We start from the raw sequence: 14,898 nt of genomic DNA on the forward strand, positions 1-14,898 counted from the left end.
TCGAATGAGAGCGTGCTCCCTTGGGCCCGATCTACGACATATATTTTGGATTGCTACTTAGTATTATGGCCACTCGAGTGAAAACTAACGGATTCGCGTTCGTCGAGTTCGTCTCATCCCAGCCGATGGAACTCGTCGAACTCTTCGAGAACCTTGGCTTTCGCCTTCGCGGCAAGTCGAAGAGCGACATGCTCCTGATGACTCAAGGCGCAGCCGTGTTCATTGTTAACGGGAATCCGAACGCGTTCGAATCCCGGCATGGTGCGTCGGTGCGTGCGATTGGGATTCGCGTCAACGACGCGAAGGTAGCGCACGAGCAGGCGTTGTCCGGCGGTGCTGCTAGCGCATCCGCGGAACAGGAGGGCGAGTTTGTCCTCGATACGCCGACGATTCTCGGTATCGGAGATAGTCTCGTGTACTTCGTCGACCGCGACTTCCGCGAAATCTTCTTGCTTCCAGTCGAAGCCAGAAACACGCAGGAGGGTGACGCCAATATCCTGGCCGTCGACCATACGTCGAATATTGTGCACCCCAAGAATCTTGATTTGTGGGCCAACTTCTACCGCGACACGTTTGGGTTCGCTGAGAAGCAGTATCTCGAAGTCAAAGGCCATATGTCCGGAATGCGCGCGCGCTCAATGGTGAGCCCGTGCGGTCGTGTATCGATTCCGGTGGCTGCCGCCGCTCATGACCAACCCGGCGTGCTCAACCAGAACGATGAATTCATCCGCGACTACGGTGGCGAGGGAATTCAACACATCGCGCTGCAGACGTCCAACATCGAAGACACGATTCAAAAGCTCAGTGCTGCCGGCATCGAGTTCATGGCTGCGCCATCGCAGAGCTATTACGACGGAATAGATGGGCGTCTTCCGGGGCACGGTCTTGACATCGAGCACCTGGCTGAACGCGGCATCCTGGTCGACGGCAAGGGTCCGCAGAAGATTCTGCTCCAGCGTTTCACGAAGCGTCAGATAGGGCCGGTCTTCTTCGAAATAATTGAGCGCCGCGGAGAAGACGGATTCGGCGAAGGCAATTTCAAGGCCCTGTTCGAATCGCAGGAGAAAGATCAGCAACAACGCGGCTCACTTAATTGACCACCGCGTAGCAGAGAACCCACGGTCCCTGCTGCGGACCCTTTCACTGACCACCCTGAAGGAATGAAGCCATGACAGAACAGAACATTCGGGACCATCTCCTTTCCCGATATAACGGATGGATGACCGCAATAGCGGAGAAGAACATCGATGCGATAGCGTCAATTTACGCGAGTGACGCCGTTTATATGCAACCGGGACAGCCGCGGCATGTTGGCAAGGACGCGGTTATCGCCGTATGGCGTACCTATCTCATGCGCCCTGACTTCAAGGCGCTCTACAGCCCAACGCTGACCGTATCCGCGAGTCTCGACATCGCGTATGACGTCGGTAGCTACGTCGTCAGCTTGACGCGGGAGGGTGAGCCGGTGGAAATCCGTGGGAAGTACGTGGTGATATGGAAGATGGAGAAGGGCGATTGGGTCGTTGCCGTCGATATCGATAACACCGACCACCCGTTGTGAGTGTTGTCGCGCAGCACATGAACGAACAGGTCGTCGCCTCAGGCGACAAAAAGGGATCGGGAAAAAATCCTGGCGGGCCGCCTGCGCTTGAAAGATCCCTGCCTGCGCCGTATATGTTGCGTCAATTAGATGCATGAACGCATATTATGCATACGGTAGGTACGTGTGCATGAGCATTATTCGGCTAAGCCTAATTTCCTTTCCACACTCTACCCGCCGGGTAACCCCATATCTCACCAACCAAGCGGGTTAACCCCGCTTGGCGTCAAGCCAAAACGATCCTAACGTTACACACATTGATTGAACGACCGGACGGTTTATTAATGTCCGGCCCGCTCAATCAGGCGGATGTGTTCCTTCAGATTACCCATCTACTTCCCGTTGCCGGGCAGCGATCCTGCTCGTCCCGACGAAAGCGAAGAACCCGACTCTCCGGCCGCGACGGCAATAAATACGACACCTATATCTGGAGATACCAACGTGAAGAGCTGGATTGAATGCAATGCCAGGCGACTCGTTGTCGCACTGGCGGTGGGAGGGTGCGTCCTCGCACTTTCGGGGTGTGGCAGTTCGGACAATGTCGCGTCGCCGGCGCCAGTCGACTATGCAGCGCTGTGCACGAAAATAAACGGCCAGCAGTTCAATGGCATTACGGTGACGGCAACTTCACGCATTGCTGCCGCAGGTGGCAACCCGGGTTATTGCAAGGTCAGCGCAACGGGAGCCGCCAGTACCACACTCGACATCGAGGTCGATCTTCCCGACAACTGGTCGAAGCGGCTGCTCCAGCAAGGTGGCGGTGGTTTCGACGGAAGCATCCCCACGGTCGAAGCAACATCCGCACAATTCCCGCTCATCAAGCCATTGGCCCGTGGGATCGCCTACACCGCTTCGAATGGCGGAAACCGCACCGGTAATCCGGCGGATCTGCTGACGAATGCAACGGCGGAGAAGGACTACGCGTATGCATCGACGGGAATCACGGTTCATTTCGCCAAGGCAGTGATTGCCGCCTTTTACGGTGCCGCGCCGAAATATACGTACTTCAGCGGCGCGTCGAACGGTGGCCGCGAGGCCTATCTTGCCGCCCAGAATCAGCCGGGGGACTACGACGGCATTATCGCCGGCGACGAGACCATGAATATGGGAACCCAGGTAACGGCGATGCTCAATATTGCAACGCTTGCCGGTTCCGCTGCGATGCCCTCAAGTGCTCAGTGGACAGCAGCGTATTCCGCGGCAGTCGCGCAATGCGGGAATGCCAACGGCGTGATTCTGAATCCTGCTGCCTGTACCTTTGATCCGTCGACCCTGCAGTGTGGTGCATCCGGTGCGCCCGCGGCAACCTGTCTTTCGCCGGCGCAGTTGCAAACCGTGCAGCGGATAGTCGCGCCAGTGTCGACAAGCGGCGGCCAGTTACTGTTTTCTGGGAACAACTGGGCGGACTTCGGCTCCATGTTCGGCGTCGGCTCGTATGGCGGGCTGGGTGGCGGCTTCGCGGCGATTGCCACGGGCAATGCGAATTGGCTGCTGCCCGCAACGGTATCAGGCAGTCTGCAAGCGAACTTCAACGTCGACACTTCGTATCCGGTCATTGCCGCAGGGCTGCAAAACGTCGGAGCGGATCACAACCTGCAGGCCATTGCGCAATATCTGATGGCAGGCAAAAAACTGATTTCGTTCAACGGCGCAGCCGACCCGTTGATTTCACCACGCGACCATCTGCGTAACTGGCAAACCGTCGTGCAGCTTGCCGGGTCCGCTGGAGGCAATGCGCGCTTCTATCTCGAACCAGGAGTGGGCCACGTACTCGGCGGCAACGGTCCTGATCAGACAGACTATCTCGGCGCGATGATCGCGTGGGTCGAACAGGGTACCGCTCCAGGGCAACTGGTACTGACGAAATTCGATTCCAACGGCAATGTGACGTCGTCCCTGCCGGACTGCCCGTACCCAACCGTGCCGCACTATTCGGGCTCCGGCAGCGTGAGTGCCGCGGCCAGCTACACCTGTGCCGCAAGCTAGACACGCGTGAATACCTGCCAATAGCGAATAACGATTTCCTGCGCGTTTGCGGCAAGGACTTGCCCCTGTCTCATGGCGTCATGAACACGACTAAAGCGGATCACAATGGTCTTGATCGGCGCGCGAGGGTAATCGTCGAGATCGTCGACGGAAAGTGGAAGTTGCGCAACGACTAACCGTGCTGCGCCTGGAGTGAACTGGTGTCGAGCACGCGGCACCAGCTCAACCCATGTTGGACACAATGCCTACCTGCGAGAACAGTCAGACTGCACTAGATGTGTGCGCGCATACAACTGACGTCCTTTCCGCGAATATCTGCGAAAATCCAACCTGAACAGTCCCCACGCATCGAAGGTGTGCCGGCAGGCACGCCTTCCCGCTGCCCTCACGCGGCAGGCCGTGGCGAGGAATCTGTCAACACGGGGTATCGCAATGCAAATATTCGTCGGAAATGGACAGGCGCATGAAAGGTAGTGCAACCGGCATCGGGCGCAAACTCGAACTCCTGTATGGACTGGTTGCCTCGCGGGTATTTCACCACGCGTCGACGATGTTAAGCGGCGACGTGACCTTCGCGCGCGTCATCTCCCTGTTTCACCTCCATCATCACGATTCGCAGACCATTGCTGAACTGGCCGAGGCAACTGGCCTGAGTCATGCTGCGGCTAGTCGTATGGTCGACGGGCTGTATAGGGAAGGCGTGGTGGATCGTCAGGAGGCGGCCGAGGATCGCAGGCAGAAGTGTGTTGAATTGACGCCTGATGGCCTGAAAAGAATAGAAGCCATGCGCCAGGTAACAACCGAGGCCTATGCTGAGATGATGGCGCGAGTGCCAAAGGAATTGCGCATCAGGCTCGACGAGATCCTGATGGAACTCGAGCCGTACGTGATCCCTTCTGAGCCCGAGCCGGAAGGCCGTCCGCGTAAACCCCGATCGCGTCGCCAAAGCTGAGGAAACGCAACCATGAGCGATAAATCGTCAGGCGGATTTGGAGACCTGGTGTCAGGCGGCAGCCGCCACCACCAGATTTTTCCAATACTGAATGAAAGACAGTTTGCACTATTGGAGAGGTACGGTGAGCGCCGCAGGCTGAACACGGGCGACGTGCTGTTCTCCGAAGGTGACCGGCACATTCCCATGTTCGCGATCGTCTCAGGGACGATCGAGGCGACGAGAGGCTCCGGAGACGCTCTCCACGTGCTGGGTTCGCACGGTCCAGGCTGCTTCACCGGTGAGGTCGGAACACTTGCCGGCCGCGCCGCGGTGGCATCGGCGCGCGCCACCAGTGATTGCGAAGTCATCGTAATCGACGAGGAATCGCTGCGCGCGCTCGTCATCGCAGAAGCCGAATTGAGCGAAACGATCATGCGTGCGTTCATTCTGCGCCGGGTCGCTTTTATTCAGGACCAGAGCGGAGGTATTCTGGTCATTGGCAGTGCGGCGTCCGCGGCCACGTTCCGGCTTCGGCATTTTCTGAGCCGCAACGGTCAGCCATCGGCCTACTTCGATATCGTCGACCATCAGGAGGCGCAAGCGCTTCTCGAACGCAATGGCGCGACGGAAGCGGATATTCCGGTGGTCATCACGCGGCAAGGTCACGTTCTGAAGAGCCCGACCCACCGCGCCGTGGCCGATGCAGTTGGTCTCAGTCCCGACAAGCTGAATGGCGAGCGGTTCGACGTTGTCGTGGTAGGCGCCGGACCGGCAGGTCTTGCGGCCGCGGTATACGCGGCCTCCGAAGGCTTGAAGGTCGCGGTTCTCGACACCAAGGCGCCGGGTGGCCAGGCGGGTACCAGTTCGAAGATAGAAAATTACTTCGGGTTCCCAACGGGTATCTCGGGTCAAGCGCTTGCCGGGCGCGGCCTGTCGCAATGCCGAAAATTCGGCGCTGAGGTCGGCGTACCCATTGAAGCGCTCGGCATCGATTGCCAGGACGCACCGCCTTTTCACATTCGGCTCAACTACGACGAGCACGTATATGCCCGCGCTGTTGTCGTTGCGACTGGCGCGCGTTATCGGAAACCGCCGCTGGACCGCCTTGAGAATTTCGAGGGGCGCGGCGTTTACTACAGTGCCACGTTCATGGAAGCCGCGTTTTGTGCCAACGAAGAATTGATCATCGTCGGCGGCGGAAATTCAGCCGGTCAGGCAGCCGTTTTCCTCGCGGGATTTGCGCGGCATGTCCACATCGTGATTCGCGGTGACGGACTCGCTACGAGCATGTCGAATTATCTGATCCGACGGATCGATGCGGCGTCCAACATTACCGTTCATCAGCGGACTCAGGTCGTAGAACTGTACGGCGATGAGCGGCTTGAATCGGTCAAATGGGACCGGCAAGGGCAGGTCGAACAAAAGCCGATCCGGCAGGTCTTCCTGTTTCTCGGTGCGCAGCCCAGTACAGGCTGGCTCGGCGATTGTGTTGCGCTGGACAAGAACGGCTTCGTGCTCACCGGCACCGATGCACTTAAGGCGTGCCCGCCAGATCGTCCGCCTCGATTTCTGGAGACGAGCCGGCAAGGCATCTTTGCCGTTGGCGACGTTCGCAGTGGTTCGGTGAAGAGGGTCGCAGCGGCTGTCGGAGAGGGCGCCGCGGTCCTTCAGTCGCTGCATGAATATTTGGCTCTGTATGAGTGAAGTCTGACTGCAAGTGTCGGCAAAATAGCGGCGTTCTGACCATGCAACGCCGTAGCGATACGTACCTCATGCGGGTGCGTTACGACCAATCGTCGTAACGCACCCCGCGTCAAATCTGGACGACTTTTCGTCCATGCCGCATCAAGCGCATAGCTCGCGACAAAAGTACACAAATCCAGACAAACGGCCCGTGGACGGAAGAAATACTTCCGTCTAACATTCGCCCGTTCTTGTAAAAAACGGTAATACACAGTCGACATCAATAGTTGATTTGCCCGATCTCGTCAACAGAGAGGTCTGGATTTCCGCCTGGTAATCGCTCTGAAAATCTGGAATTTCATAGTAGATGAAATCATCGATGGAATCGTTCGCTCTCTCGCTGCCGGTACTCATGTACCACCATGTTTCAGAGTCGAATGGCTCGCTGAATATCTCACCCGAGTGTTTCGAATCGCAGATGAACTGGCTGGCACGCAACGGATATGTCACGCTCACCGCGGACGAATTCGCGCGCTTCCTGCGCGGTGCGCCCATGCCTGATAAATCGATTCTTCTGACATTCGACGACGGATACCTGGACAACTATATTCACGCGCATCCATGTCTCGAGCGCTACGGTTTCAATGCCGTCATGTTTCTCGTGACTGGTCGCATTCATGACGGTCCAGTTCGACCCGTCATCACAGCTCGCGGGGCCAGGAGCATGTCGCACGCGGAGTGCGAGCAACGCGTCCAGGCGGGCCGATCGGACGATGTCACGGTGCGTTGGAGCGAGATCGAACTCATGCGTAAGGCCGGAACTTTCGAGTTCCACAGCCACACGCACAGTCATCGCCGCTGGGACATATTGTGCAGTGATTCGGTCAGCAAGCGGCATCGCATCGCACAGGATATCGAAATATCTAAATGTATTCTGGCCGATCGCCTGGGTATGATATCGACGCATCTGTGCTGGCCAGAAGGCTATTACGACGACGACTATATCGCGGCTGCTCGGGTCGCTGGTTTCGAATATCTATACACAACGAGGAACACTCGCCGCAATCACCCGGGTAGCGATCCATACGAGATTCATCGTATGGCGGACAACGGCAAGAGCGCGGAGTGGCTGGCGCGGAAAGTACGCCGCTATCAGCATCCGCAGTGGGGCGCCGCTTATTACTGGTTCAAACGACTTAGAGAATTCAGAAAGGGCGTGCGTCTATGAGAATTCTCTACACGATGGACGCTGCGCCACCATGCCAGACACGCTCCTGTTGATCGAAGACGACCTTCCGCTCGCAGCATTGACGGCTGAGTTTCTGCGCTCCGAAAATTTCGAGGTTGCGATAGCTCACCGCGGCGACGTGGCTGTGAAGATGATCGATGCAGTACGCCCGGACCTGCTCGTTATGGACGTCATGTTGCCGGGCATGGATGGATTCTCCCTATGCCGCGAGATTCGGTCCTCCTATTCAGGGCGGATTCTCATGATGACGGCACTGGACGAGGACGTAGAACAGTTGATGGGCTTCCATGTCGGCGCCGACGACTTTGTCGTCAAACCGATCGATCCTCTCTTGCTCGTGGCCCGCATTCGCGCCTTGTTGCGAAGGGACATTCGCCGTCCCAAACCTGGCCGGGTGTTCGACCACACGTTCGGGCATTTTCGGCTAGACCTCCATGCGCGAAGGGCCTGGCTGAACGATAAAGCTGTCGCGTTTTCGGTGGCGGAGTTCGACCTCCTGTCGATTTTCGCTCGCCATGCCGGCACGCCGCTCAACCGGGAGCAATTGCTTCAGAACCTCCGCGGCGTGGAGTACGACGGCCTCAATCGTTCGATCGATATGCGTGTGTCCCGGCTGCGGAAGAAGTTGGCGAACCTGGCTTGCCCTGTGACGATCCGCACCATCACTACGCAAGGCTACCTGTTTGCCGAGCTATCGGGCGAGGAGTAGTTCATGCGGCTTTCACTGAGACGTTGGTCGATCATTGTGATCGGCGTCGGATGGACTGGCTCGATCCTTGGCCTGTTGTGGCTGTCGGCCTCCGCTGCGGTCGGCATCAGCGAGTACAGTTTCCGCCAATTGATGACCGGACCCGGCTACCTGCTTGCGGAGCAACTTCGACCGCTGTCGACGGCGCAGCGCGAGCAGCGGTTGATACTGCTACGCCAGCACTTCCAGTATCCGATCGAGCTAGTTGCGGCCGACAGCGTTGAGCTGCCGCCGCAAGCGCGCACCATGCTCCTGCATCAGCAGGCCGCACAGAACAGTGGTGAGGAGATCGCCTACTTCTCACTCGACGACGACACGTTGATTCAGTTCGGGCCGATGTGGGGCAGCGCTGCGCTGACGGATGTACTGGGTTCTCCGGTTTTTCTTTTGACCGCCGTAACCGCAAGTGCTCCCATCCTGGGCTTTTCAGTCGTCGCCTGGCGGCGCAAGCAACGATGGTGCCGCGACTTGCAGGAGATCACTGCCTGCCTTTCTGACATGGCGCGCTCGCCGGCCATCATGCTGCCCGCCGTCGACAGGGAATGGATGCCGCTGGTGCTCGCTATGCGCAGGCATGTCGAAGACCTGTCTGCGATGAGCGAGCGTCACAAGGAGGTGTCGCAAGCGGTCTCGCACGAGTTGCGTACCCCGCTTGCGCGAATGCGCTTTGCCATGATGCTGCTCGGCAGGAGCGAGGACGTCGCAACCCGGAACCGTCTCCAGGAACGACTGCAACTGGATGTCGACCGACTCGAATCGCTTGTACGCGCGAGTCTACGTTTCGCCAGACTGACCGATGCGCCAGCGCGCGTTGCCCGCGAACCTATCGCGGTTCTGACATGGCTGCGTGAAGAGCGCATGGATGTCGACGACAAAGGTTTTGTGATCAACGTCAACGCACAACCGGAACATCTCCAGTTCACTGGCGACAGAGACCTGCTGCATCTGATTGCCCGCAATCTCCTTGAGAACGCGCTCGCGCATGGTCGCTCCCACGTCATTGTGGGTGCCCGCCTCGACGAGACGCGGCAGATGATCCTGGAGGTCGAGGACGATGGCCCCGGCATTGCCGCGGAAGACCGCGAACGCGTGTTCGAACCTTTTGTCAGGCTCGCGCCCGGTGGTGAGGAGGGCTCGGGATTCGGACTCGGACTCGCGCTGGTACGGCGCGCGGTGTATTTGCAGGGCGGCAGCATCGGCATTTCAACCAGCGCTTTGGGCGGCGCGTGCTTCCGCGTGACCCTGCCGTTGCCCGCATGATCCCGCGGCGGTTGCCCTGTTACGTGCGGTGACAACACCGCGTATGCCTGTCACTTATGCTCGTTTCAGACGTTGTGCGCTGACTGTGATGTTGATGCTGCGCTCGATCACAACTTATCTGCAACGAACCGACTGGGAAGCTCATGCGGGACATCAAATCAAAGTTCATGATTCTTTGCGTAACAGCGTGCCTCGGCGCCTGCGGTGGCGGCGATGATGCGACAGCCAGACCCGAAGCGGCAAAGCGCAGGGTGCAGAAAGTCTTGACGGCAAAACCCTATGTCGGGGGCACGATTCTGCCCAACCACATTTCAGCGGCTGAACGTGACAGCCAGGTGCGGGCATTCTATAGAGAATGGAGAGCCAGGTATGTGGTGCAAGAATGTGGAGACGGGCGCTATTTCGTCAAGGTCAATGCGGACCACCGACCTGTTGGCGGCGATACGGCGCCGAAGACAATCACCGTATCGGAAGCCCACGGTTATGGCATGTTGATCACCGTCATGATGGCGGCACATGACAATGACGCTCGCGACATCTTCGACGGTATGGTCCGGTACTTCCGCGACCACCCCGCGGTGTCGAGCCCGCATCTGATGGCCTGGAATCAGGTAGAAGGTTGCGCCAACTCGGGCGGCACGTTCCGCGGGAAAGTCAGTGCGACCGACGGCGATCTGGACATTGCGTATGCATTGTTGCTGGCCGACCGCCAATGGGGCAGCGACGGCGCGATCAACTATCGCCAGGAAGCGCGGGAAGTGATGCAAGCCATTCTGCAGTATGAAGTGCACCCCGCAGGCAAACACCTGATGATCGGTGATTGGGCCGGAACAGATGGCGACCCGGAGATCGAATACACGACACGGTCATCCGATTTCATGCAGTCGCACCTGAAGGCTTTCTTCACCGACAGCGGCGATGCACGATGGCTGGCGGTCCGTGACCGAACCTATGTGATCGTTAGCGATATCCAGCAGCACCACAGCCCGAATACTGCGTTGATGCCGGACTTTATCTTCCACCTGGATGGGGAGCCCAGGCCCGCGAAACCACGTTTGGTCGGGGACCCGAGAGACGGCGAGTATTCGTGGAACGCGGCTCGCTATCCGTGGCGGGTCGGGATGGATTATCTACTCTACGGCGAGCCGCGTGCGTTTAATGTACTCGGCACGTTCAACAGTTGGGCGCGATCCGCCACGGGTGGAGACCCCGCGTCGTTCGCCAGTACCTACCATCTGAATGGCGTGCCCGTCGCGGCTGAGGGCAGGAACAGCCTGGCTTTTGTTTCCGCGTTAGGCGTGTCGGCGATGATTAACTCGGACAACCAGGAATGGCTGAACGCGATCTGGGAAAACCTGCGCGGCCAGAGCCTGGAGAACAACGACTACTACGGCAATACGCTCAAGCTACTGTCGATGATCGTCATGTCGGGCGCGTGGCTGCAGCCCTGATAACGGTCCTAATGTAGTGAACGGAATCGCCGTGTAGTTACCGCGTTATCAGCACTTGCAGTCTGGAAACCCGCGTACTACTGGCTCGAGCAAATCGGAAATTTTGAGGCAACCTGCTGTTATGAAGATTCTCTACACCAACTTTCACACGGGTGATGGCGGCGGTCATACGACCTATATTCTCAACTTGGCTGCAGCACTAGGCGGGCGCCATCGCGTGACGATCGCGGCACCCCGGTCAAGCCGGCTCTATCTGTACGCGAGGCAGATTCCCGGTGTCGAAGTGGTGGCGATGGGTTTTCGCAATACCCTGACATCGATGGTCGGAACCGGGTTGGCGCTGCGCCGTCTGATCGAACTGAACGGGTTCGATATCCTGCATGTCAATGGCTCCGCGGATCATCGGATCGCGATGCTAGCTACGACGGGATTGGGGAAAAGCAGCCCCTGTATCGTTTATACGAAACACAATGATCTGCCTGCGAGGAGCGTGACCACATGGCTCAAAGGCACGTTGGGGACCGATTCGGTCATTTGTGTTTCAGCGTACACACGCCGCCGGCTGGCGCAAACTGTCTATGGACGCAAGGTTAATTGGGTTGTACGGCACGGTATCGATCTCGGCCGGTTCGCACCTGTGAGTGCTGCTACCGTTAGCAGGATTCGGAGCCGATTTTTGCCTGGGATTCCAGAGGATGCGCTGGTGGTCGGGAGCACTGCAGGCATGGATGACAACAAAGCCTGGCTGGACATGGTGACGGCGGTTGCCATGTTGCCCGATGCATTGCGTAAGCGCGTCCGCATTGTTCTCGCGGGTCACTTACCCGATGCAACACAGCGCTCAAGAGTGGCTGCACTGGGGATGACGAGGCAGGTGATCTACACCGGAATGCTTCGGGACGTTCGGCCTGCAGTAGCGCTTCTGGATGTGGGCTTTGTGCTTTCCCAGCGGGAAACGCTGTCATTCGCGTGCCGGGAAATGATGGCGATGGGCAAGCCGGTGATTGTCTCCGATACCGGTGGCTTGCCGGAGAATGTGACCCCTGGCGAGGATGGCTGGCTGGTCCCGCCAGGTGGACACGGCTACATCGCGCAGCTTCTCATGCTTCTGCTGTGCAATCCGTCCGAGGTCGAGCGGGCCGGCGCCGCTGCACGTGCCAAGAGCGAGGCGGAGTTTTCATTGCAGACTTTCGCGGCCAGTACCGAGGCGGTTTACGTCGAGTGCTTATCAAGAGTCTCGCCGTTGGCAGCAGAAAAAGGTCTCGCTCAACGGGTGACGCAGGGGCGCACCGCCTAGAGCGCGTCGTAATTGAGCGAGTGTGCTGAACACCCGTGACCACTGTGGCGCTCCAGAATCAAATCAACAACATCCAGCTACCTATGAATTTACCACTGTCGTCCAACGGCGCAGCGTATACAACTCGGGAAACCCGTAATGGTGTCCCGCTGGCCTATATCAGCGAGAAGCTGGCGTATGCGATTGAAGATACCCATGCGGCCGGGCAGGCGCACCCGGAAATGCGCTTACGTCTTTCCCATGTGATGTATTCGCAAACTTTGGCGTTCCTGGCGCTTCACAATATGCTGGGCGCCGCCAATGACTCGGGATTGCCGGAACGCTTGCTCGATCTGGAGCGCGAGGAACTCAGGAACTGGATCAACGCTGTCGTCAGCTATGGGGATCTGCTGGGAGGGGGTGATGTTGGGGCGCGCAACAGTTCTTGCTAACGCAATGGTCGCTACGGGGAAGCGGGTAGTGGTCATGTTTGAAGCGCGATCCCTATCGATCAGCCACTACATGCTACGATGCCTCGACGATCACGATGGAGACAGCCATGTGGGACAAGATCGAACATAACGGATACGAAGTCTGGGTCCTGCCGATCCTTGCATACGGTCCCTCGGCCCCAACCACCTTGTGGCACTACTCGGCGTACATCTGCCGCCACGGTTCCGATGCCCACCTCGCCGGGCAGAGCATTCGCTTCCAGGAACTTGTCGCCACGTTCGGCAGTGAAGAAGAGGCCCGCGAGGCTGGGTATGTCGAAGGCAAGCGGCGCGTCGACATGATGGTCGAAGGCGGCCCGGTCGCCGGCAACGGCTGATCACTGCGCTAGTTGTTCACAATGGAACTCTGGATTCAACCATGCGCACGGTGCGCTGATCTCTACGGGCAGTCGGCTACCGCGGCTGCGCACGACGACCTGAGGCCTAACGGCGTCGGCACTGTGAAGGATACGCGAGCAGAAGAGCACTACACCTGCGTGCGGTGCGGCGGCGTGTTTGCTCGCATTCTTGCAGGTGCCCCCACGCGGCAGATCTGGATGCTCCTGAACGCGGGGCAGCACTGATTCTCTTGCGCAGGAGAGTCGGCTTGCGGCTAGTATCCTTCATACGAAGATTCTTCGAAGATACCGACGGAGGCCGCTATGTGGACCTGTCGAAACTGCAATGTGTCGTTCCCCTTTGATCGCGTCGAGCCGGAAGCCGACAAACAAGGTTTCTTTTTCCTCTGTCCTGCCTGTGACTACCGCAACCAACTGGTGGATTCAGGTCCTGACGCAATGGGGCGCCCAAAGCTTGTCCAGAGCGACGACGGGGTCCCGCCTGACGATCAGCCTGACTGAAGACAACGCTGCCGAACACATTCCGCAGTTAATCGCGCTCGAGGTGCGGCGCCGTCGCCGTCGCAGATGATCCGGCAAGAAAATTGGTCAATGAACCAGAAAAAGAAGCAGCGCATAATGGTGAAATCCCTTTGGCAGAATGATGGAGGCAGATATGGCTACGTTTGCTATAGACGCCATTCGCATCAATCCGACGAACGACAGGATTACCCACGTGCGTTGGGCTCCCGTCGACCCGGCGACGCGTGACTGGTTGTCCCCCACGTCGATTGTCGAGGTGGCCGAAGTCGTGGCCGCGATCCGTCGGGGGAACGCTGTTTGGTCCCTTTTTACGCTCGGTGGCATACGGTTTCTGGGGCCAAAAATCGTGTCGGTTGCTCACGCCGACGGCCACGACGGGATTGACACCGATGTCCCTGGCGAGCACGTCGAAAAGTGTATTGACGATTTGCCGCACGTTTGACCGCACACACCCGGTCAGGCGGACCTTGGCGTAGCGGTGCTGCCGCTGCGCAAGGTCGTGGTGTCCTCGAAAATCATTCGCAAAGACCGTAAATTGACGTGCAAGGCGGCGCGCCTTCCTGCTTGCCCTCGATGCGAAAAATATCGAACCGGCGGTCGCCGTGGCTCGGATAATTGCGCGGTTGCACAGAGCGTCGCCATGTTTAATGTAAATTGGTCGTTCTTGAGAGCGCCTTTTAGCGAAACACCATGAAAAACGGAAAACCAAAACTAACGCGTCGTGATGCAGACGGTCTTTTCCCTGACCTGCAGCAAAGCGGCGCCCGTCTCGCTAGCCGGCCTGATAACCCGTTCGGAGAAGAAGTATCCAGAACAACCGATCGACGCGATCGTGGCGAGGCCAAGCTTTGGAAAGATAACCTCGTTACCTTGCCCGCTGCGATCGAGTTGCCGCCAGGCTACGAGTCGGTGTCGCACGTGCGCGATGCAATGGAGCGCGCCTGGCGTATGAAATGGGTCCGGGAAAGCGGCAATGAGGTTGTGGCGGAATTTCCTGAAGGCTGGACGGCCGCTCGGCCACCCAGCGGTGCAGTGGAGTTAAAGGACGCAACTGGCGTGGTCCGGGCCGTGTACGGCTGGGCAGGAGATGCTGAAGTGAGACTCCTGCCACGATATCGGGTCGAAACGCAGGAGAACAGTTCGAGCGGTCTTGGCAGTCTGCTTGTCCGTGATCGTGAGAGCGGACAGATTCTCGAGAGGTCGTCGACGTGGTCCGCGAAGACCGGGACCAACCACCCTGATTGGACACGGCTGTCGGCGTGGCTCGACAAGCAGTATCCGCTTCACCGGGATCCGCTGCGCCTGTGGACGGATTGCGAAGGCAATCGCGGTTGAATTC

The 14,898-nt window shown here is 58.4% G+C and carries 14 protein-coding genes and 1 pseudogene; all 15 read left to right on the plus strand.

From position 1 onward, the window contains the following. The first annotated feature begins 20 nt into the window (after positions 1-20). The 15 genes and pseudogenes from hppD (at position 21) to KHO30_RS11545 (ending at position 14,894) form a co-directional block, all read left to right on the plus strand. The gene (gene hppD / locus KHO30_RS11480; protein ID WP_244864014.1) at positions 21-1,097 is read left to right on the plus strand and encodes a 4-hydroxyphenylpyruvate dioxygenase; all 1,077 of its coding nucleotides are present in this window, start codon (positions 21-23) and stop codon (positions 1,095-1,097) included. A 71-nt stretch (positions 1,098-1,168) separates the two neighbouring features. Then, a complete protein-coding gene (locus KHO30_RS11485; RefSeq protein WP_211701101.1) occupies positions 1,169-1,561 on the plus strand; it encodes a YybH family protein in 393 nt (130 codons plus the stop codon). Between the two features lie 480 nt (positions 1,562-2,041). Continuing rightward, a complete protein-coding gene (locus tag KHO30_RS11490; RefSeq protein ID WP_211701102.1) occupies positions 2,042-3,586 on the plus strand; it encodes a DUF6351 family protein in 1,545 nt (514 codons plus the stop codon). A gap of 53 nt (positions 3,587-3,639) precedes the next feature. After that, positions 3,640-3,762 (plus strand): annotated as a pseudogene (locus KHO30_RS39230) (ABC transporter substrate-binding protein); the annotation flags it as partial. A 287-nt stretch (positions 3,763-4,049) separates the two neighbouring features. Further along, positions 4,050-4,538: a MarR family winged helix-turn-helix transcriptional regulator gene (locus KHO30_RS11495; RefSeq protein WP_167378328.1), complete on the plus strand. Its 489-nt coding sequence runs from the start codon at positions 4,050-4,052 to the stop codon at positions 4,536-4,538. A gap of 12 nt (positions 4,539-4,550) precedes the next feature. Then, positions 4,551-6,224, plus strand: coding sequence for an FAD-dependent oxidoreductase (locus KHO30_RS11500; RefSeq protein ID WP_211701103.1), 1,674 nt, complete (start codon positions 4,551-4,553; stop codon positions 6,222-6,224). A gap of 346 nt (positions 6,225-6,570) precedes the next feature. Then, complete coding sequence (locus KHO30_RS11505; protein WP_211701104.1) at positions 6,571-7,431, plus strand: polysaccharide deacetylase family protein; 861 nt, start codon at positions 6,571-6,573, stop codon at positions 7,429-7,431. A gap of 31 nt (positions 7,432-7,462) precedes the next feature. Continuing rightward, entirely contained in the window at positions 7,463-8,161 is a 699-nt protein-coding gene (locus tag KHO30_RS11510) for a response regulator (RefSeq protein WP_211701105.1), read from the plus strand. Positions 8,162-8,197: 36 nt separating this feature from the next. Next, entirely contained in the window at positions 8,198-9,460 is a 1,263-nt protein-coding gene (locus tag KHO30_RS11515) for a sensor histidine kinase (protein WP_211701106.1), read from the plus strand. 143 nt (positions 9,461-9,603) lie between these two features. Continuing rightward, on the plus strand, positions 9,604-10,911 hold the full coding sequence (locus KHO30_RS11520; protein ID WP_211701107.1) for a family 8 glycosyl hydrolase: 1,308 nt from the start codon (positions 9,604-9,606) through the stop codon (positions 10,909-10,911). 121 nt (positions 10,912-11,032) lie between these two features. Next, positions 11,033-12,208, plus strand: a complete 1,176-nt coding sequence (locus KHO30_RS11525) for a glycosyltransferase (RefSeq protein WP_211701108.1) — start codon at positions 11,033-11,035, stop codon at positions 12,206-12,208. Between the two features lie 35 nt (positions 12,209-12,243). Then, positions 12,244-12,639, plus strand: a complete 396-nt coding sequence (locus KHO30_RS11530; protein WP_211701109.1) for a hypothetical protein — start codon at positions 12,244-12,246, stop codon at positions 12,637-12,639. Between the two features lie 107 nt (positions 12,640-12,746). After that, positions 12,747-13,016: a hypothetical protein gene (locus KHO30_RS11535; protein ID WP_200617777.1), complete on the plus strand. Its 270-nt coding sequence runs from the start codon at positions 12,747-12,749 to the stop codon at positions 13,014-13,016. 676 nt (positions 13,017-13,692) lie between these two features. Further along, positions 13,693-14,001, plus strand: coding sequence for a hypothetical protein (locus tag KHO30_RS11540; protein WP_054039802.1), 309 nt, complete (start codon positions 13,693-13,695; stop codon positions 13,999-14,001). A 248-nt stretch (positions 14,002-14,249) separates the two neighbouring features. After that, positions 14,250-14,894: a hypothetical protein gene (locus tag KHO30_RS11545; RefSeq protein ID WP_093633600.1), complete on the plus strand. Its 645-nt coding sequence runs from the start codon at positions 14,250-14,252 to the stop codon at positions 14,892-14,894. The last annotated feature ends 4 nt before the right edge of the window (positions 14,895-14,898 follow it).

The organism is Paraburkholderia aspalathi (genome assembly GCF_905220735.1).
GTDB classification, from domain to species: domain Bacteria; phylum Pseudomonadota; class Gammaproteobacteria; order Burkholderiales; family Burkholderiaceae; genus Paraburkholderia; species Paraburkholderia aspalathi.

Excerpts from the sequence above, each read along its gene's own strand:
- KHO30_RS11485 (WP_211701101.1), top strand. The coding sequence starts at position 1,169 with ATGACAGAACAGAACATTCGGGACCATCTCCTTTCCCGATATAACGGA.
- KHO30_RS11495 (WP_167378328.1), top strand. The coding sequence starts at position 4,050 with ATGAAAGGTAGTGCAACCGGCATCGGGCGCAAACTCGAACTCCTGTAT.
- KHO30_RS11500 (WP_211701103.1), top strand. The coding sequence starts at position 4,551 with ATGAGCGATAAATCGTCAGGCGGATTTGGAGACCTGGTGTCAGGCGGC.
- KHO30_RS11505 (WP_211701104.1), top strand. The coding sequence starts at position 6,571 with ATGAAATCATCGATGGAATCGTTCGCTCTCTCGCTGCCGGTACTCATG.
- KHO30_RS11510 (WP_211701105.1), top strand. The coding sequence starts at position 7,463 with ATGCCAGACACGCTCCTGTTGATCGAAGACGACCTTCCGCTCGCAGCA.
- KHO30_RS11520 (WP_211701107.1), top strand. The coding sequence starts at position 9,604 with ATGCGGGACATCAAATCAAAGTTCATGATTCTTTGCGTAACAGCGTGC.
- KHO30_RS11525 (WP_211701108.1), top strand. The coding sequence starts at position 11,033 with ATGAAGATTCTCTACACCAACTTTCACACGGGTGATGGCGGCGGTCAT.
- KHO30_RS11535 (WP_200617777.1), top strand. The coding sequence starts at position 12,747 with ATGTGGGACAAGATCGAACATAACGGATACGAAGTCTGGGTCCTGCCG.
- KHO30_RS11540 (WP_054039802.1), top strand. The coding sequence starts at position 13,693 with ATGGCTACGTTTGCTATAGACGCCATTCGCATCAATCCGACGAACGAC.
- KHO30_RS11545 (WP_093633600.1), top strand. The coding sequence starts at position 14,250 with ATGAAAAACGGAAAACCAAAACTAACGCGTCGTGATGCAGACGGTCTT.